General features: G+C 61.0%; 18 protein-coding genes, 1 tRNA gene and 1 other annotated feature. Of the genes, 15 read left to right on the forward strand and 4 right to left on the reverse strand.

Features of this window, described 5'->3' with window-relative positions:
- Positions 1 to 14 precede the first annotated feature (14 nt).
- The 3 genes from NOM67_RS07630 to NOM67_RS07640 all read right to left on the reverse strand — a co-directional run bounded on the left by NOM67_RS07630 (position 15) and on the right by NOM67_RS07640 (position 2,364).
- Positions 15 to 899, reverse strand: coding sequence for a DMT family transporter (locus NOM67_RS07630; protein ID WP_255935512.1), 885 nt, complete (start codon positions 897 to 899; stop codon positions 15 to 17).
- 183 nt (positions 900 to 1,082) lie between these two features.
- Positions 1,083 to 1,159, reverse strand: a tRNA-Arg gene (locus NOM67_RS07635).
- Positions 1,160 to 1,209: 50 nt separating this feature from the next.
- Positions 1,210 to 2,364, reverse strand: a complete 1,155-nt coding sequence (locus NOM67_RS07640; RefSeq protein WP_255935515.1) for a flagella assembly protein FlgT — start codon at positions 2,362 to 2,364, stop codon at positions 1,210 to 1,212.
- Between the two features lie 218 nt (positions 2,365 to 2,582).
- Between NOM67_RS07640 and NOM67_RS07645 the strand changes: the two genes are divergently transcribed.
- Together NOM67_RS07645 and NOM67_RS07650 are read left to right on the forward strand one after the other, a co-directional pair.
- Complete coding sequence (locus tag NOM67_RS07645; RefSeq protein WP_255935518.1) at positions 2,583 to 3,203, forward strand: FlgO family outer membrane protein; 621 nt, start codon at positions 2,583 to 2,585, stop codon at positions 3,201 to 3,203.
- A gap of 10 nt (positions 3,204 to 3,213) precedes the next feature.
- Positions 3,214 to 3,639 carry an LPP20 family lipoprotein gene (locus NOM67_RS07650; protein WP_041208020.1) on the forward strand — a complete coding sequence of 142 codons (426 nt, stop codon included), beginning with the start codon at positions 3,214 to 3,216 and terminating at the stop codon, positions 3,637 to 3,639.
- 318 nt (positions 3,640 to 3,957) lie between these two features.
- On the opposite strand, the gene pheA is transcribed toward NOM67_RS07650, so the two are convergent.
- Positions 3,958 to 5,130, reverse strand: coding sequence for a prephenate dehydratase (gene pheA / locus NOM67_RS07655; RefSeq protein WP_043851727.1), 1,173 nt, complete (start codon positions 5,128 to 5,130; stop codon positions 3,958 to 3,960).
- A gap of 38 nt (positions 5,131 to 5,168) precedes the next feature.
- Positions 5,169 to 5,290, reverse strand: a sequence feature (Phe leader region).
- A 169-nt stretch (positions 5,291 to 5,459) separates the two neighbouring features.
- Between pheA and NOM67_RS07660 the strand changes: the two genes are divergently transcribed.
- From NOM67_RS07660 to NOM67_RS07720, 13 genes are all read left to right on the forward strand, one after another.
- Positions 5,460 to 6,071 carry an HAD family phosphatase gene (locus tag NOM67_RS07660; RefSeq protein WP_182927369.1) on the forward strand — a complete coding sequence of 204 codons (612 nt, stop codon included), beginning with the start codon at positions 5,460 to 5,462 and terminating at the stop codon, positions 6,069 to 6,071.
- An 18-nt stretch (positions 6,072 to 6,089) separates the two neighbouring features.
- Complete coding sequence (locus tag NOM67_RS07665) at positions 6,090 to 6,368, forward strand: DUF6482 family protein (protein ID WP_033114194.1); 279 nt, start codon at positions 6,090 to 6,092, stop codon at positions 6,366 to 6,368.
- 87 nt (positions 6,369 to 6,455) lie between these two features.
- On the forward strand, positions 6,456 to 7,292 hold the full coding sequence (locus tag NOM67_RS07670; protein ID WP_042032130.1) for a 7-cyano-7-deazaguanine synthase: 837 nt from the start codon (positions 6,456 to 6,458) through the stop codon (positions 7,290 to 7,292).
- A 97-nt stretch (positions 7,293 to 7,389) separates the two neighbouring features.
- The gene (locus NOM67_RS07675) at positions 7,390 to 7,962 is read left to right on the forward strand and encodes a DUF3157 family protein (RefSeq protein WP_255935529.1); all 573 of its coding nucleotides are present in this window, start codon (positions 7,390 to 7,392) and stop codon (positions 7,960 to 7,962) included.
- Positions 7,963 to 8,136: 174 nt separating this feature from the next.
- Complete coding sequence (locus tag NOM67_RS07680) at positions 8,137 to 8,793, forward strand: autotransporter outer membrane beta-barrel domain-containing protein (protein WP_071912309.1); 657 nt, start codon at positions 8,137 to 8,139, stop codon at positions 8,791 to 8,793.
- Between the two features lie 180 nt (positions 8,794 to 8,973).
- A complete protein-coding gene (locus NOM67_RS07685; RefSeq protein WP_255935532.1) occupies positions 8,974 to 9,921 on the forward strand; it encodes a DUF523 and DUF1722 domain-containing protein in 948 nt (315 codons plus the stop codon).
- Between the two features lie 69 nt (positions 9,922 to 9,990).
- A complete protein-coding gene (locus NOM67_RS07690; protein WP_255935533.1) occupies positions 9,991 to 10,878 on the forward strand; it encodes a MerR family transcriptional regulator in 888 nt (295 codons plus the stop codon).
- Positions 10,875 to 12,296 (forward strand): deoxyribodipyrimidine photo-lyase, encoded by a 1,422-nt coding sequence (gene phrB / locus NOM67_RS07695; RefSeq protein WP_255935534.1) that lies wholly within the window; start codon positions 10,875 to 10,877, stop codon positions 12,294 to 12,296. The genes NOM67_RS07690 and phrB overlap by 4 nt, the downstream gene beginning before the upstream one ends.
- 1 nt (position 12,297) lies before the next feature.
- Complete coding sequence (locus NOM67_RS07700) at positions 12,298 to 12,726, forward strand: nuclear transport factor 2 family protein (RefSeq protein ID WP_064337133.1); 429 nt, start codon at positions 12,298 to 12,300, stop codon at positions 12,724 to 12,726.
- Positions 12,723 to 13,457 carry an SDR family NAD(P)-dependent oxidoreductase gene (locus tag NOM67_RS07705; protein ID WP_255935540.1) on the forward strand — a complete coding sequence of 245 codons (735 nt, stop codon included), beginning with the start codon at positions 12,723 to 12,725 and terminating at the stop codon, positions 13,455 to 13,457. The genes NOM67_RS07700 and NOM67_RS07705 overlap by 4 nt, the downstream gene beginning before the upstream one ends.
- The gene (locus NOM67_RS07710; RefSeq protein WP_255935543.1) at positions 13,454 to 14,713 is read left to right on the forward strand and encodes an NAD(P)/FAD-dependent oxidoreductase; all 1,260 of its coding nucleotides are present in this window, start codon (positions 13,454 to 13,456) and stop codon (positions 14,711 to 14,713) included. Before NOM67_RS07705 ends, NOM67_RS07710 begins: the two co-directional genes overlap by 4 nt.
- Positions 14,710 to 15,492, forward strand: a complete 783-nt coding sequence (locus NOM67_RS07715) for a DUF1365 domain-containing protein (RefSeq protein WP_255935545.1) — start codon at positions 14,710 to 14,712, stop codon at positions 15,490 to 15,492. Before NOM67_RS07710 ends, NOM67_RS07715 begins: the two co-directional genes overlap by 4 nt.
- A complete protein-coding gene (locus NOM67_RS07720; RefSeq protein ID WP_255935547.1) occupies positions 15,492 to 16,748 on the forward strand; it encodes a cyclopropane-fatty-acyl-phospholipid synthase family protein in 1,257 nt (418 codons plus the stop codon). The genes NOM67_RS07715 and NOM67_RS07720 overlap by 1 nt, the downstream gene beginning before the upstream one ends.
- The last annotated feature ends 1 nt before the right edge of the window (position 16,749 follow it).

Below are 16,749 nucleotides of genomic sequence, written 5' to 3' on the forward strand. Positions count from 1 at the left end.
CAGTGCAGCAGGGGTTAGCTTGCGGCGGCGATGGCTGGAGGGGCTTTTTTGCTCCGCATGCCAAGCAGGGCACCGCCCATGATCAGGGCACCGGCCAGCAGATGGCGAGAGGTCAGCTCCTCTCCGTTCAATGTCACCAGCAGCAAGGTACTCAGCAGTGGGGTCAGGTAGGCAAGGGCACCGATCCGGCGTGGATCGCCGTCTCGCAGCGCCAGATACCAGGTAACAAAGGCGGCCCCCATGGGGCCAAGAGCCAGCCCGATGATGAGGCTCCAGTCGCTGGCCGGGATCTGTGTCAGTGGCAGAGGCCCCTCCAGCAGACGGGCGAGCAGCAGCGCCAGCACGCCGGCGGGCAGACAGGCTGCTGCAGTGACCACGGCAGGCGCCGGTGGCAGACGGCGCGACAGTACCGAGTAGGCGCCCCAGATGATGGCGGCACCCAGCGCCAGCAGATAGCCGGGCAGATAGGCTTGCTTCAGTTGCAACTCGCCATCAACCATTACCAGCATGGAGCCAGCCAGTCCGCAGATCCCCGCCAGAATGTGGCGAAGGTGGAGGGGATGATTTGGCAGCAACAGCGGGGTGAAGAGGATGATGCAGAGCGGCCAGAGGTAGTTGATGAGGTTGGCCTCAAGCACCGGGGCGTGGCGAAAGCTCATAAAAAGCAGCAGATGATAAAAGAGCAGGGCTGTGATGGTAATCAGCCAGGTGAGCGGGCTGGCCCGCCACTGGCGCCAAAAGGGTAATGCCCCGGCCCCGCAGAAAAACAGCACCAGCCCCACCAGAACGAGTGGCGAAACACTGGTAATGCGCGACGTCAGTGCGGCCAGCGAGGCCCACAGCACAATGGTCAGCAAGGCAAAACCGGTGGATCTATCCCACCAGGAACAACCGGACATCCAACACTCCTTTGCAAGATGAAGCTGCTGGCTTGGGCGCAGGTCCCAGCCAAAGAGAGTCAGTCTATCAGAGAGAGAGCCCGGGATGCTGAGGGTGATAACAGATGAGAGGAGGCGGGATTGACCACCATCAAAAACGACCAAGGGCTTGGCACCATGATGATGCCAACCCCTTGTTTTGTATGGCGCTCCCGACTGGAGTCGAACCAGTGGCCTGTCCCTTAGGAGGGGACCGCTCTATCCTACTGAGCTACGGGAGCCTTGTGGCGGGCATTATACAAGAAGCAACTCCCTTTTAAACCCTTGATTCCTATTCCAATACTGCCAAATCCCCGTTCTGGATGTTGAATGGTGAATATTTGTTCTGGCTGCGAATGATGGCACCGTCGTCGAACACCTGCACCACTTCGAACAGACCGTCGGCCGGGTTGCGCATCATGCGGGACTTGCCGTAGGGGTCGATGAAGTCGGCGTTGTGCTGGATGCGGAACTGGTCGCCGAGCTTGACGCCGTTGCGCCGCCCCAGATTGATGTAGGGGCCGCGTTCGTTCTGGCCGACCACCCGGGCGGTGACCGGGGCACAGGTGAGCTGGGCCACCAGATCCTGAGCGGCCTGCTGCAGCTGGTAGTTGACCTCCTGGCCGTAGCTCGACTGCCAGAACTGGCCGCTGTTGCTGCCCACCAGATCCCGCTTGCCAAAGGTCCAGGTGGCGCGCCCTTCATAGACCTTGCGGTTGATCAGGCTGCCGTTGATGCCGTCGAACAGGTAGAGCTGCATGCGAAAATTGCGGACGGGATCCTGATACCAGCTGGTCAGCTGGTTGCCCTGCGGTTCGATGGAGAGATCGTCGATGCTGCCGAGCACCAGATACTGGCTGTCGGTGCGCAGGCTGAGCGCCTTGATCTCCTCGAGGGCACTGCGATCCCCCTGTTGCAGGTGAAGCGGGTCGATGCGCAGGTTTTCATCCAGCCACTGACGCACCGCAACTCCTTGCGGGGCGTTGGCGAGGGTTTCGAACAACCGCCGCGAGAGGTTTTCCGGCATGTCGTCCATGGCGCCGTAGCTGGCCTGATCGGGGTAGCGCAGGCGCAGCCTGACCAGTGTCAAATCCTTGGCGAAGTGCTGGGTCTGGCAGATCTGGCGTTCGGCCTGAATGTCGGCCACTAGCGTGATGTACATGCGGCCGTTGCGCACCTCTTCCCGTTTGAGGCGGTACTGGCGAATGTCGCCGCCGGAGCGGATCTGGATCTGCTCGGATCGCAGGCTGCCATTTTCCAGACGCTGTACGCTGGAGACGGCGGCGCCGCTGGCCAGCAGCGCCTGACGCAGGGCATCGCGAGTCGCCTGTTCACGGGCGTAGACTTCATCCCCCCCCAGAATGGCAGCACTGCCCTGCGCTTCGATAAGCTCGGCGCGGGCGCTCAGGCTGGCCAGCAGCAGGGTCAACAGCAGCGGTAATTTCATAGCAGATACCTTGATTAGGCGACTCGCAGCCTCTTCTCTTGAAGAGGGCATGGCGGGCCGACATGGATCACAACAGTTGTTAGATGGCGTTTTTCTGGCCATCCGCCAGAGATTGGCTTAACAGCGAATGTTTCAGCAAGAATCATGCCTCATTCCCGGCTCAAGGTTTGGCCGACGCGTCCGATAACAAATCAGGTGCAGATACAGGAAAGGTATCCATGAACAAATTCATCACGGCGTTGGCGCTCGCTCTGGCATTGGCCGGCTGCGGCTCCGACCCTATAAATCGGGATCTGGGTGATCCGCGTCAGGCGGCGCAGGGGATGGAGCTCAACTGGCTGGTGGCACGCATGACCGATCAGCTGATGGAGCGCAAATCGCTCTCCACTCTGACCGATCCCATCGCGGTAGCCTCTTTTGTCGATCTCGATACCCTGCAGGATACCAACTGGATGGGGCAGCAGATTGAGGAGAGCTTTATCTACGAGCTCAACCGCCGCGGCGAGGTGGTGGTGGACTTCAAGCTGACCGGCAGCATCAAGGTAACGCCGCAGGGGGATTTTGTGCTGAGCCGCAACTACAAGGAGCTCTCTCCCCGTCTCCCTATCTCGCGCATTCTGGTCGGCACCTTCAGTCGCAACAGCAAGGGGATCCTGGTCAACGCCCGCATCATCGACATGCGTACCAAGATGGTTGAGACCACGGCCCAGAGCCTGATCCCGCAGAAATATCTGTTCGGTGCCAACAACTCGTTTGGTCGGGCATCGATTAACCGCGGTTATCTGATGCGTGACAGTCAGGCCCGACCGGGTGGTCATCTGGTCAACCTGACCCCATAAGGAGCAAGTCATGAAGATGTTGTTTGGTTGCCTGCTGGCACTCTTGCTCACCGGTTGCAGCTACAACCGGGTGACGGATTACACCCAGGGTGGCAAGCCCGATGATTTTCCGGTGCTCAAGGCGGTGGGCTATGCGGTGATCGACATCCAGCCCGGCCCCTCCCAGTCGGAGAAGATGCTGCAGGCGATCCGCGCTTCCAAGATGGATGCCTATCGCGAGCTGGCCGAGCAGCTCAATGGCCAGCAGGTGCGCGGCCAGAGCAGCTATCGTGACCTGACCCAGACCTCCAACTCGCTCGATGTGTCGGTCGCCGGTGTGGTGCGTGGTGCCCGGGTGGTGGCCTCCTATCCCCGCGGCAACACCTATGCCACCGAGATGGAGCTCGATACCCGCGCCCTCTACAACATCAACCAGCTGATGGCCGGTCAGTTCTGATGTGAACCGGTCAAAAGTGGAGTGTTCAAGGCGAGCCAGCGGCTCGCCTTTTTGTTATCGGGAAGAGTCAGGATCCGGGGCCCGGCAGGGAAAAATGGCTCTGGACAGGCCATTTAGCTGCGGCAAGGGCCTTTTTAGCGGGTTATGTCGTCAATTTTTTCTTGATGATGGGGAGTAGTCATTTAGTTTTGATGAACAATAAATAGCCCGTGGTGGCGAGTTTTGGCACCTGGCTACAGCCTGTTCAGCGCTTCAGGTGGGCAGGTGGCAGAAAAAACAGAGGCGGGCATGATGCCCGCCTCTTGCCGATTGGCTCGATTATTTGCCCATCAGTACCGGTGGCACTGCGGTCGGTTTGACATCCTCGCTCGGGTAGCAGCCCAGCACCTTGATGTAGCGGGTGATCTTGGTCAGCTCCACCAGTGCAGCCTGCATCGCCGGGGTGTTGAGGTTGGCGGAGACGTCGAGGTAGAACATCTCTTCCCACGGGTTGCCCTGCACCGGACGGGATTCGAGTTTGGTCATGTTGATCTCGTGGTTGCGCAGCACCAGCAGCGCCTCGACCAGTGAACCCGGCTTCTGGGAGGTGGACATGATGAGGGTAGTCTTGGCCGGGATCTGCGGTGCCACGTCGATGGGCTTGCGCGCCACCACGATGAAGCGGCTGTAGTTCTCTTTCTGGTTGGCGAGCTGTTCGGCCAGCACGTCCAGACCATACAGTTCACCACCAGCCGCGCTGCCGATGGCGGCGGCCTCCGGGCTTGCCAGCTCTTTCACCTTCATCATGGCGCTGGAGGAGGAGTCGCAGATCTCGTGGCGCGCCCCTTCCAGCTTGCTCAGATAGTGGGAGCACTGCTGGAACACCTGCGGGTGGGCATAGAAGGTCTTGATGCGGCCAAGCTCGGTCGGCACGGCGGTGAGGATGCAGTGCTCGATGGGGTAGGTGAGCTCGCCGACGATGGAGAGGCTGGTGTGCTGCATCACGTCATAGACTTCGTTGATGGAGCCCGAGCTGGTGTTCTCGATGGGCAGCACGCCAAAGGCGGCGCGACCCGACTCCACCGCATCCAGCACTTCGCGGAAGTTCTGGCAGTTCACCTCGATCACCTGATCCTTGTAGCGCGCCAGATATTTGCGGGCGGCCAGGCTGGAGTAAGAACCGCGTGGCCCCAGATAGGCGACGCTGGTCATCGGCTCCTGCTGTTCCGGGTTGAGCAGGCTCTGCAGATAGGCCTGCTGGGAGAGCACCGAGTCCTCGATGATGGTGTGATAGATGCGGGTGATGTACTGGGCATCAAGCCCCAGCACGCGCCCTTGCTGGATCAGGGCGACCAGCAGCTCCTGCTCCCGCTGGTGGTCACGGATGGGGCGTGGGTTGGCTTGCTTGGCTCGGGCTACCTCGATGCTGAGGGTCTTGCGTTTTGCCAGCAGGGCAAGCAGCTCCTGATCCAACCGGGTGATGTCTTGTCTGATCTCGTCGAGCGTTGCCATGATGGTTCCCTATCCAATTAATCGATTGATATTGATGCAAAAAAAAGCCTCCGCGAGGGGAGGCTTGATTCGTCTTTGCTTTCTGTTCACACGACGACAGGCCTTCCCTCAAGCGGGCCGGATAAACGAGAAAGCAAAGAAGAATGGTGCGTGCATAAGTGTGTCCTTGAAGTAACGTCATAACCATTAAGGGATTTGCCGCTGTGATGCAAGTAAAACTTGCCCGCACCGCAAGATGGGGGCAGGGTATCCGGTCAAGTGGCAGGTGTATAAACGGCTTTATATGAAGCTGAATTTTTGCCCGCGATTCAGAGCTGCAGGAGGTTGTGATGGCGATTATTTTCGATTTGGGACGGGTGGTGGTGAGCTGGGATCCGGTCGGCATAGTGAGCTCGGTGCGTGGCCCAGAAGGGGCCGAGCAGCTGGCGGAACGGCTGTTTAATCATCAGGACTGGCTGGAGGTGGACAGAGGCACAATGTCACTGCACACCATGGCTCGTCAGGCAGAGCGCAGAACCGGGCTGAGCGCCGCAGAAAACCTGGCGATTTTGCAGGCGGTGCCTCCGTCGCTGTTGCCAGATCCCGCTATGCTAACCTTGATGGCCGAGCTGCACGGAGCAGGCCATTCGCTCTATGCCCTTTCCAACATGGGGCACGCCAGCATCGACTGGCTGGAGCAGCATCAGGATTTCTGGCGCTTTTTCAGTGGCAAGGTGGTTTCGGCGCGGGTGCGGATGATGAAGCCGGAGCCGGATATCTATCGCTACCTGCTGGTGTCGTTCGATCTCAAACCGGCAGAGTGCATCTTCATCGATGACAGCCCCGCCAACGTAGCGGCGGCAGAGGCCCTTGGCATCAGGGGCATGGTCTTCACCGACGCGGCGAGTTGCCGCCAGCAGCTGGTTGAGCTGGGCTGTTTGCCCGCCACCGGCAAGGGGTAATGCCCCTTTGGGAGCGTTATGGAGCATGGCCGGTTTCGCAATTGGCTCAGTCACTATCCTGAGTCGAGCCTGCTGATCGCCTGCAAGGATGGCAGCGGTTATCAACTATGCATCGAAGCGGAAGGGGAGTGCCTCTGCCTGACCGACAGCGAGGGAGGGCGGCTTACCTTCACCTCGCTGGAACAAGCGGAAGGTTTCCTTCGCGCTCACCAGATCCATCAGGCCCGGCTGCGGGTTTATGATGCCCAGAACGAGGATGTCGGGGCCGAATCGCAAGAGATCATTATCAAGTTTTAACCACAAATCCTGACCTTTTTAAGGGTCTATTCAGCTTGCCCGTTGCACAATACCGGAACCTGTTGTTGATCCGCCGGAGCTGTTGTCATGGGTGCCAATGTCGTTCTATTGAATCAGGGATATGATCATGCGTTCCTGGCCCGCGAGCAGCAGATGCTTGAGCGGCTGGCCGGGTTTGAGGAGGTCGTGGTCTCTTTTTCCGGGCGACTGGAGTCCTGTTACAGCATCGACATGTGCCGTGCCAGCGGCGTGAAGATCCATGCCATCACCTTTGACAATCCGACCCGCAGCCGTAGCGAAGTGGCGCGAGCCCGCCGTTACTGCCAGCGCTACGGTATCGATCACTGGATTATCAAGACCGACGAAATGATCTTCTGCGATCGCCTGCCCCATATGGAGGGGCTGATCGATCCGGTGCGCCGCTTGCGTGAACATGTGGGGGCACATCCAAAGTGGAACCATCTCCCCCTGCTGGTGCCGGCGGCACTGGAAGAGCGGGATGAGTATCTGGCTGAATTCGGTTCTCTGCCTGACCACACTATCTGGTTTTTTGCCGACAACCAGATGACCCGGCGGGATTTTCGCTATGGCTTCAACAAGCGCCAGCTTGGTCGCTGGGGCAAGGGGGGCAATGGCTGCCTGAGCCATCGCTTCACCAATCCACGGCTGCTTGAGCAGCGTTATCTGCGGATGGTGGATCAAGCCGAGCAGATGCTGGCCGACATGGGGCTGGACGAAGCGCAGGTGTTTTTTCACACCCTCTCCGATTGCGGCATGACCCTGGCCCGGGTGCGTCTGCCCGAACACCAGCGGGCGCAGGCCTTTGATCTCCAGCCGGACATCCTGATGGCGCTCAAAGGAACCGAGTTCGATCTGGTGACCCTCGACATGGTACAGGAAGAGCGCCACGACCTGGCTATCTAGGCTCCTGTGACAGCGGGAACGTGAGTCCCGTCATAGGCAAGGAGGGGGGCGACTGTTTATACTGTCGCCCTTTCACCCGTTACCGAGTGTTCATGCCATGAAATCTTTCTCCCGTCTGCTGGTTGCTCTCTGTCTCTCGCCCGTGTTGGCGCAGGCTGCTCCTGTTACCCAGGTGACCCTGCCTGATGGTCGTCAGGTGCAACTGAACGATGACTTCACCTGGGAATATCTGGTGGTCAAGCCGGCCGAGCCCGTCAAGGCGCTGGCCGAAGGGGCGAAAGCGGGGGCTGTGGTCGCGGTAGCGGCACCCGTGCTGACCGATCAGGCCAAGGCACACCCCGAATTGCTGTCACAGGCAGCGCGCGACGGGATCGTGGTCAAGCTCGACAAGGTTGAGGGGACAGATCCCCTGATGCTTACCTTTATGGTGGGCAATACCGGTACCCGCAATGTGGTCGGTGTCCGTGGCTGGGTCACGCTCTTCAGTCAGGAGGGGGTACAGCTCTCCCGTCAGGAGGCCCGTTTCTGGGTCGCCGAGAACCGTCTGCCGGAGACCTATCTGCGCAAGGGACAGGAGCGTCCATCACTGCCCCTCGAGGTTGCCCGTCCGGCCGGATTGACCGGTCAGCCGCTGGTGCGAGTCGAGATCGACGAGGTGGTCTTCCGCTGAATGTTTACCGGCTGGCGTGAGCCTCACGCCAGCCATTTGTAACTCCTGTCATCATCCGCAATATCTGCTTACATCTGACATGATTTGGCAACAGCTTGCCGCTCGGCAAGCAGGGAACCTCGCCGCACAATGACTCCATACCAGCTCGACGAGCTTATCAATGGAGTTAATGAGATGAAAAAGAGCGCTGTTTCCCTTCTGGTTCTGGCCGGTTTTGCTTCTACCTCTGCACTGGCACAGGATGCTTTCAGCTACGCCAAGGGCGCGGCTACCTGGGCTCACACCAAGTCCGATTTTCTCAAGTCCGATCAATTCGGCGGGGACTTCTCGCGGGATAATGGCGGCTCACGTGATTTTGGCGGTTTGACTCTGGACTTGTCCAAATCCTTTGCCGATCACTTCTACGGCCGTTTGCTTTCCGAGGGTACCTCTGCCCAGGGCGGCAATGACAGCATGGGCATTGGCAGCTTGGGTGTTGGTGTCTTTACCCCGCTCAGCACTGGCCTGAACCTCTACGGTGAAACCGGTGTGATGGGTTATACCCTGGAGCGAGAGGTAATGAGCAACGTTGACAACAAGGGTTGGGATGCAATCGTGCGCAAAAACAGCGGCAGCATGTACGGCGAAGTGGGTCTGCGCTACGACATCGGCAATGTCGAGCTCTCCACTGCCTACCGCTACGCCAACATGACCGGCGATATGCACGACTTCAAAGTGGGCGGCGCCTACAAGCTCAACCAGAACTGGGCACTGACTGCCGACTACACCTACCGCAAGTGGGATGTGCAACAGGGTTCCATCTCCAGCCTGGGTGTGAAGTACAGCTTCTAATCTCCCTTCCCGTAGTCCGTAGTGTCTTGATTTTTACCCATGGCGTTTGCCATGGGTTTTTTCTTTTTCCGGTGATCCTCTTTTTCTCCTTGTGTCGTATCAGTTGGCAATAGTTATACAACTTCCATTTTTTTGTATAACTGCTATAACTGAATCAATTCTTATACAAGGATCTCCATCATGTACAAGATTAAAGTCGGTATCAGTGCCTGCCTGTTGGGACAAGAGGTGCGTTTCGACGGGGGCCACAAGCGCTCCAGCTTCTGCGAACGGGATCTTGGCGCCCACTTTGACTATCACCCTGTCTGTCCCGAGATGGCTATCGGTCTCGGGGCGCCCCGTGCCGCCATCCGGCTGGTCAAGCGTCACGGCGAGATCCGCGCCGAGGCGAGCAACGGCAGCTTCGATGTCACCCAGAAGCTGATTGCTTTCAGCGAGCAGAAGGCTCGCCAGCTCGACTTTATCTCCGGCTATATCCTCTGTGCCAAATCCCCCAGCTGCGGTATGGAGCGGGTGAGAATTTATGGTGCCAACAACGAGGGGAGCGCCAAGGAGGGGATCGGTCTCTTTGCCAAAGCGCTGATGGAGGCCAACCCCCTGTTGCCGGTTGAAGAGGATGGCCGCCTGTGTGACCCCATCCTGCGCGAGAACTTCGTGCTGCGGGTCTTTGCCTACCACGACTGGCAGCAGCTCTGCGCCCGCGGCATCACCGCCTCTGCGCTGATCCGCTTCCACTCCCGCTACAAGTATCTGGTGCTCTCCCACGCCACCACCCACTACCGGGCGCTTGGCAAGCTGCTCGGCAATCTGGGCAAGTCCGCCAACCTGCAGGAGGTGGCCGACAACTACATCAAGGGGTTGATGGCGGCGCTGACCCTGCGGGCCAACCGCCGCAGCCATACCAATGTGCTGATGCACCTGCAGGGCTATTTCAAGCGGGTGCTGACCCCGGCCCAGAAGCAGGAGCTGGCCGATACCATCGACAAGTACCGCACCGGCATATTCCCTTTGCTGGTGCCGCTCACCCTGATCCGCCACTACCTGCGCGAGTACCCCAATCCCTACCTTGCCGAGCAGGTTTATCTCAATCCGCACCCCGATACGCTCAAATTGCGTTACGGGCTCTGAATCCGTTCTGTTGCCCCGGCGCATGGCTTGCGCCGGGGCGCTTCACCCCTCTGTTTGATGGACGTTGTTATGTCTGATTTACCGCAAGAAGTTGCTCCTCTGGCTGATGAGGGGATCTACCCCATTCGCGAGGTCTCCCGCCTCACCGGCGTCAACGCCGTGACCCTGCGCGCCTGGCAGCGTCGCTACGGTCTGGTGCAGCCGGCCCGTACCGAAAAGGGCCACCGCCTCTACAGCGAGCAGGATATTCGCCAGATCGGCGAGATCCTGAGCTGGCTGGAGCGGGGGGTGAGCATCGGGCAGGTGAAGGGGCTCTTGAGCGAACCCCACGCCCAGCCGGTGAGCGATCACTGGCAGCAGACCCTGGAGCAGTTCAGTCAGGCGCTGCTCGCCTTCAACCAGCGCAAGGCGGAGGCCGAGCTCAACGATTTGCTGGCGAGCTACCCGTTCGAGCTGGTGCGCAGCCGGATACTGCAACCGCTGGTGGAGCGGCTGCTGGGGCTGTGGCGCGAGCGGCCCGATGGCGAGTTGCTGCAACAGGTGTGGCTGGGCTGGCTCCATACCCGCTTCGCCCGCCACCTGATCGAGCAGGAGAAGGGCGTGCCGATCACGCTGGCGAGCTGGGGACAGGTTGGCCCCCTCGATCTGGTCTGGGCCGCCTACGAGCTGATCGGTCAGGGCTATGAGGTGCAACTGCTGGGGGCGGTGGAGCCCCGCCATGTCAGCCTGCTGGAAGGACGTGCCGTTACCCCCTGGGTGGTATTGCTGGGAGCCGGTCTTGGCAAACAGGAGCTGGCCGCCGGGTGGCCAGCCGGTACGCGTCTGTTTGGCGAGTTGGGGCGCCTCTACGATGATGAGTGGCTTAAAGCCCACGGCTGGCAGGCGAGCCTTGCCGAGCTGATGGCAGACGCACCTGCTGCGGCTGGCGCCAGCGGACGGGGGAGGAAAAAATCATGAAGCTGGTCTGGTTGCGCAATGATCTGCGCCTTGCCGACAACCCGGCACTGCGGCATGCCTGCGCCGGTGATGAGCCGGTGGCCGCGCTCTTTATCATCTCTCCCACCCAGTGGCGGCTGCACAAAATGGCCCCCATCCGTCAGCGCTTTATGTTGGCGCAGGTCGATGTGCTGGGCCGCGAGCTGGCGGCCCTCGGCATCCCGCTCCATCTGCTGCGAGTGGAGACTTTTGTCGAGGCGCCCGCTGCGTTGGCAGACCTCTGCCGCGAGCAGGGGGTGACCCAGCTCTACGCCAATCAGGCTATCGAGATCGACGAGCAGCGTCGCGACCATGCCGTCAGCGCTGCGCTGGCAGAGCAGGCGGTGGGTTGCCACTGGCTCAACGGCTGTTGCGTATTGCCGCCGGGGCGGGTGCTGACCGGCTCGGGGGAGATGTTCAAGGTATTCACTCCTTTCAGTCGAGCCTGGCTCAAAGCACTCGATGAGGAGGGGTTTGTCATTCACCGCGCCCCTGCGCCTCGTGGCGAGCCGCTGCCGTGGCAGCCGCTGGCCGAGCGGGCGTGGGTTGATGAGGCGCTCGGCGAGCTGACGGCAGACCCCCGTTGGCCGGTGGGGGAGGCGGAAGCCCGGCGTCGTTTGAACGATTTTCTGGAGCAGGCGGTGCTCGACTATGGCGAGACCCGGGATTTTCCTGCCATCGCAGGCACGTCCGTGCTCTCCCCCTATCTGGCGGCGGGCATCATCAGCCCGCGTCAGTGCGTGGCGGCGCTCCAGCAGCGGCTGGGCTATCGACCCCAGTCGAAAGCCCAGCCCGGCTTTGTCTGGCTCAATGAGCTCATCTGGCGCGAGTTCTATCGCCACCTGCTGGTACTGATCCCGACCCTCTCCATGAATCGCCCCTTCAAGCCCGAGACGGCGGACTTGCCGTGGAGTTGGGATCCGGATGCCTTCGCCGCCTGGTGCGAGGGACGTACCGGCTACCCCATTGTCGATGCGGCGATGCGCTGTCTCAACACCACCGGCTGGATGCACAACCGGCTGCGGATGATAGTGGCGAGCTTTCTCACCAAGGATCTCCACATCCACTGGCGGCTCGGGGAGGATTACTTCATGAGTCGGCTCATCGATGGCGATCTGGCGGCCAACAACGGCGGCTGGCAGTGGGCTGCGGGTACCGGCGCCGATGCGGCGCCCTATTTTCGGGTCTTCAACCCCACCACTCAGGGGCAACGATTTGATCCACAAGGGGAGTTTATCCGTACCTGGGTAACTGAACTTGCCGATATTCCCGCCGCTTATGTGCATCAGCCCCACGACTGGCTGCGGGTCAAGGGGCGACAGGATTATCCGGCACCCATGGTGGATCACGCCGTTGCCCGGGTGAGAGCCATCGAGATGTTTCGCTCTCTGGAGAAATAGGATGAACGAGCCGCTGGCCCGCTTTATTGGCCTCTATCAGCAACTGGACAAACAGCAGTTGCACCGTTTGCCCGAAGTCTATGCCGAACAGGTGGTCTTTACCGATCCGGCCCACCGTATCGAGGGGCTGGCGGCCCTTGGCGACTATTTTGCCGCTCTCTATCAGCGCCTCGCCTACTGTCGCTTCGTCATCACCAGTCAGCAGCAACAAGGGCCGCAGGCCTGGCTCGGCTGGACCATGACCTTTTCGCACCCCAGATTGCGTGGTGGTGAGCCGGTGACGGTGGAGGGGGCCACCCGCCTCGAGTTCGACGAGGCGGGCAAGGTGTGCCAGCACCGGGACTATTTTGACCTGGGCGCCATGCTCTACGAGCAGTTGCCGCTGCTCGGGCCCGTGGTGCGCGCCATCAAGGGGAGACTCGGCGCATGAGCGGCCGGGTGCTCATCACCGGGGCGACCTCCGGTATCGGTCGCCAGTTGGCGCTGGATTACCGGCGCTCAGGCTGGCAGGTGTGGGGTTGTGGTCGCGATGGCGAACGGCTGCAGGCACTGGGGCTGGCAGGCGTCACGCCGCTGCAGTTCGATGCCCGGGATCTGGCCGCAATGAGCGGGGTGGCTGCTACGCTGCCATCCCTCGATCTGCTGATCCTCAACGCAGGCAACTGCGAGTACATGGATGTCGGCGAGGGGTTTGACAGCGAGCTGTTTGCCCGGGTGATTGAAACCAATCTGACCGCCACCGGTCATGCGCTGGCCGCCTTCTTGCCGTTGCTCGGTGCGGGATCTCGGCTGGCCATCGTCAGCTCGTCGGTGAGCTGGCTGCCGCTGCCGCGAGCCGAGGCGTATGGTGCCTCCAAGGCGGCCCTCGACTATCTGGCGGATACCTTGCGCCTCGATTTGGCCAGCAAAGGGATCGGTGTGACCCTGATCCGCCCCGGCTTTGTCCAGACGCCGCTCACCGCCAAAAATGATTTTCCCATGCCCTGTCTGGTGACGGTGGAGCAGGCCTCCCGTGCCATCATGGACGGGCTGACCGCTGGTCGTCACCAGATCCACTTTCCCCGCCATTTCATCTGGTTGCTGCGCCTGCTTGGTGCGCTGCCGGTGGGGCTCTGGCTGCGCCTTGGCCGCGCACTCGTATCGAAAGGAAGCCATTCATGAAGAAAAAGATCGCCATCGTCGGTTCAGGGATCTCGGGGCTCACCGCCGGTTTTCTGCTCCACAAACTCCATGACATCACCCTGTTCGAAGCGGCGCCGACCCTGGGCGGTCACACCGCCACCGTCGATGTGAATCAGGCTGGCCGCAGCTATGCCATCGACACCGGCTTTATCGTCTTCAACGATCGTACCTACCCCAACTTCTTGAAGTTGCTGGCGCGGATCGGCATGGCGCGCCAACCGGCCGAGATGAGCTTCTCGGTAAAGAGCCCGGAGGGGCTGGAGTACAACGGCCACAATCTCGATACCCTATTTGCCCAGCGCAGCAATCTGCTGAGTCCGCGCTTCTATGGCTTTGTCGCCGAGATCTTGCGGTTCAACCGGGAGGCGCGGGCCTGGCTGGCGGATGGTCAGCATCAGGGGGCTGGCCCCGAGCTGACCCTGGGGGACTTTCTGCTGGCGGGGGAGTTTAGCGACTACTTCGCCCGACACTACATCTTGCCGATGGGAGCGGCGATCTGGTCATCGACCCTGGCCGATATGCGCGCCTTCCCCCTTGGCTTCTTTCTGCGCTTTTTTGCCAACCACGGCCTGCTGGATGTGGCCAATCGCCCCCAGTGGTACGTGATCCCGGGCGGCTCGCGGGAATATATCGGGCCACTCACCGCCGGATGGCAGTCGCAGATCCGACTCGCCTGTCCGGTGCAGAGCGTACGGCGGGACGCGGATGGTGTGGTGATCCAGAGCAGTTACGGCGAGGAGCAGTTTGACGAGGTGATCTTTGCCTGCCACAGCGATCAGGCGCTGGCGCTGCTGGCGGATCCCGGCGAGCTGGAGCAGGCCATTCTCGGCGACATGCCCTATCAGGCCAACGATGTCTGGCTCCATACCGATGCGCGCTGCCTGCCCACCCGCCGCAAGGCATGGGCCAGCTGGAACTATCAGCTCGATGGCAATGACGAGGCGAGGCCGCTGGTGAGCTACAACATGAACATCCTGCAGGGGGTGAACTCGCCAGAGCCCTTCTGCGTCAGCCTCAACCCCAAGGGCAAGGTGGATGAGAGCAAGGTACTGCGCCGCTTCGTCTACCACCATCCGGTGTTCAATCAGGCCTCCATCGCTGCCCAGCAGCGCCGCGCGGAGATCTGCGGCCAGCAGCACACCCACTTCTGCGGCGCCTACTGGTACAACGGCTTTCATGAGGATGGGGTGCGCAGCGCGCTGGATGTCGCCAGGCGCTTCGGTGCCGAGCTATGAACGGCGCCACTGTGGCCACCGAACATGAGGGGGCCAACGAACTGGCCGGAGTCACCAGCGCCATCTGGCAGGGCTCGGTGCGCCACCGCCGTTTTGCACCGCGGGCCCACGCCTTCTCCTACAGCCTCTTTATGCTGGGACTGGATCTCGACGAATTGCCGCAGCTCGATCAGGGGCGCTGGTTCGGGGTGGAGCGCTCGGGGCTGCTCTCGTTTCACCGCCATGACTATCTCAAAGGCAGTGAGGGAAGCCTCAAGCAGGCGGTGTGGCAGAAGGTGAGCGAGCTGGGTGGCGATGCTGACCCTGAGGGGCGGGTGCTACTGCTCGGCAATGTGCGCTGTCTGGGCTTCTACTTCAGCCCGGTCAACTTCTACTTCTGCTACCGGCAGGGCGAGGCGCGCTATCTGTTGGCAGAGGTCTCCAACACCCCCTGGAACGAGCGTCACTACTACCTGCTGGATCTGGCGGCGCTGGCACCCCATGACAAGGATTTTCACGTATCCCCCTTTATGGGGCTGGCGATGCGTTATCACTGGCGGATCAGGCCGCCCGCGCGGGAGACACTGATCCACATCGAGAGTCATCCCGTATCCGGTGAAGCCAAGCTGTTTGACGCCACCCTGGCGCTCACTCGCGAACCCTTGTCGCGCAAAGGGCTGGTGGCCCTGCTGGCCCGCTGGCCATGGATGACCATGAAGGTGCTGCTCGGGATCTACTGGCAGGCCCTGCGTCTTTTTATCAAACGAACACCGATTTTTACCCATCCGGAGAGCCGCTAATGGAACTTGCTCAATCAACCCTCTCTGCCTCTTTCATCGACAAGGGGGCAAGACAACTGCTGCTCAATCTGCTGGGTCGCCTCGAACATGGCCAACTGCTGCTGTGGGATGGCGGTGAGCGCCACAGTTTTGGCGTCGCGGGCACAGATCTGCATGCCGAACTGGTGGTGCAGGATCCGGCCTTCTATCGTCGCCTGCTGCTGGGGGGCAGCATCGCCGCCGGAGAAACCTGGGTGGAGGGGCTCTGGACCAGCCCGGATCCGGTGGCGCTGGTGCGGCTGCTGGCCCGCAACCTGACTCTGCTTGACTCCCTCGAGCGGCGTCTCGGCTGGCTTAGCTTCCCGTTTAACAAGGTGCGCCACTGGCTTAATCGCAATACCCTGACCGGCTCGCGCTCCAACATCGCCGCCCACTACGATCTCGGCAATACCCTCTATCAGGGCTTTCTCGACAGCCATATGCAGTACTCGAGCGCCATCTATCCGAGCGCCGAGGCCACTCTCGAAGAGGGTCAGCAAGCCAAGTTGCACACCATCTGCGAGCGGCTGGAGCTGGGGCCTGACGATCATCTGCTGGAGATCGGCACCGGCTGGGGTGGCCTCGCTGTCTATGCCGCGCGCCACTACGGTTGCCGGGTGACCACCACCACCATCTCCCGGGCTCAGCATGACTATGCCAAGGAGTGGATTGCGCGGGAGGGGCTGGGGGAGCGCATCACCTTGCTGCTGGAGGATTACCGCAAGCTGGAGGGGACGTATGACAAGCTGGTCTCCATCGAGATGATCGAGGCGGTGGGCCACGCCTTCCTGCCCGACTATTTCCGCCAGCTGTCGCGGCTGCTCAAGCCGGGTGGCCGCCTACTCATTCAGGCCATCACCATCGCCGATCAGCGACACGCCCAGTATCTGCGCGGGGTCGATTTTATCCAGCGCTACATCTTCCCCGGTGGCTGCCTGCCGAGCGTCACCCAGATGGCGGGGTTGCTGGCGCGGGAGACCGACATGCAGCTGGTGCGGCTGCACGATCACGGTCATCACTATGCCCGAACCTTGGCTCACTGGTGCGAGCGCTTTCTGGCGCTGGCACCCGAGCTGCCCAAGCTCGGTTACAGCCAGGATTTCATCCGGCTCTGGCACTTCTACTTCGCCTATTGCGAGGGGGGATTCTGGGAGCGCACCATCAGTCTGGTGCAGCTGGAGGCCGCCAAGCCGGGGCCGGCTGGCTGGTCAGGTGATTTGCCAGTAAGCGGTCACTGAC

Source organism: Aeromonas sp. SG16, assembly GCF_024436135.1.
Classification (GTDB): Bacteria; Pseudomonadota; Gammaproteobacteria; order Enterobacterales; family Aeromonadaceae; genus Aeromonas; species Aeromonas jandaei.

What these genes read in the sequence shown, in the direction of transcription:
- NOM67_RS07630 (WP_255935512.1), bottom strand. Translation starts at nt 899, where the DNA reads ATGTCCGGTTGTTCCTGGTGGGATAGATCCACCGGTTTTGCCTTGCTG.
- NOM67_RS07640 (WP_255935515.1), bottom strand. Translation starts at nt 2,364, where the DNA reads ATGAAATTACCGCTGCTGTTGACCCTGCTGCTGGCCAGCCTGAGCGCC.
- NOM67_RS07645 (WP_255935518.1), top strand. Translation starts at nt 2,583, where the DNA reads ATGAACAAATTCATCACGGCGTTGGCGCTCGCTCTGGCATTGGCCGGC.
- NOM67_RS07650 (WP_041208020.1), top strand. Translation starts at nt 3,214, where the DNA reads ATGAAGATGTTGTTTGGTTGCCTGCTGGCACTCTTGCTCACCGGTTGC.
- pheA (WP_043851727.1), bottom strand. Translation starts at nt 5,130, where the DNA reads ATGGCAACGCTCGACGAGATCAGACAAGACATCACCCGGTTGGATCAG.
- NOM67_RS07660 (WP_182927369.1), top strand. Translation starts at nt 5,460, where the DNA reads ATGGCGATTATTTTCGATTTGGGACGGGTGGTGGTGAGCTGGGATCCG.
- NOM67_RS07665 (WP_033114194.1), top strand. Translation starts at nt 6,090, where the DNA reads ATGGAGCATGGCCGGTTTCGCAATTGGCTCAGTCACTATCCTGAGTCG.
- NOM67_RS07670 (WP_042032130.1), top strand. Translation starts at nt 6,456, where the DNA reads ATGGGTGCCAATGTCGTTCTATTGAATCAGGGATATGATCATGCGTTC.
- NOM67_RS07675 (WP_255935529.1), top strand. Translation starts at nt 7,390, where the DNA reads ATGAAATCTTTCTCCCGTCTGCTGGTTGCTCTCTGTCTCTCGCCCGTG.
- NOM67_RS07680 (WP_071912309.1), top strand. Translation starts at nt 8,137, where the DNA reads ATGAAAAAGAGCGCTGTTTCCCTTCTGGTTCTGGCCGGTTTTGCTTCT.
- NOM67_RS07685 (WP_255935532.1), top strand. Translation starts at nt 8,974, where the DNA reads ATGTACAAGATTAAAGTCGGTATCAGTGCCTGCCTGTTGGGACAAGAG.
- NOM67_RS07690 (WP_255935533.1), top strand. Translation starts at nt 9,991, where the DNA reads ATGTCTGATTTACCGCAAGAAGTTGCTCCTCTGGCTGATGAGGGGATC.
- phrB (WP_255935534.1), top strand. Translation starts at nt 10,875, where the DNA reads ATGAAGCTGGTCTGGTTGCGCAATGATCTGCGCCTTGCCGACAACCCG.
- NOM67_RS07700 (WP_064337133.1), top strand. Translation starts at nt 12,298, where the DNA reads ATGAACGAGCCGCTGGCCCGCTTTATTGGCCTCTATCAGCAACTGGAC.
- NOM67_RS07705 (WP_255935540.1), top strand. Translation starts at nt 12,723, where the DNA reads ATGAGCGGCCGGGTGCTCATCACCGGGGCGACCTCCGGTATCGGTCGC.
- NOM67_RS07710 (WP_255935543.1), top strand. Translation starts at nt 13,454, where the DNA reads ATGAAGAAAAAGATCGCCATCGTCGGTTCAGGGATCTCGGGGCTCACC.
- NOM67_RS07715 (WP_255935545.1), top strand. Translation starts at nt 14,710, where the DNA reads ATGAACGGCGCCACTGTGGCCACCGAACATGAGGGGGCCAACGAACTG.
- NOM67_RS07720 (WP_255935547.1), top strand. Translation starts at nt 15,492, where the DNA reads ATGGAACTTGCTCAATCAACCCTCTCTGCCTCTTTCATCGACAAGGGG.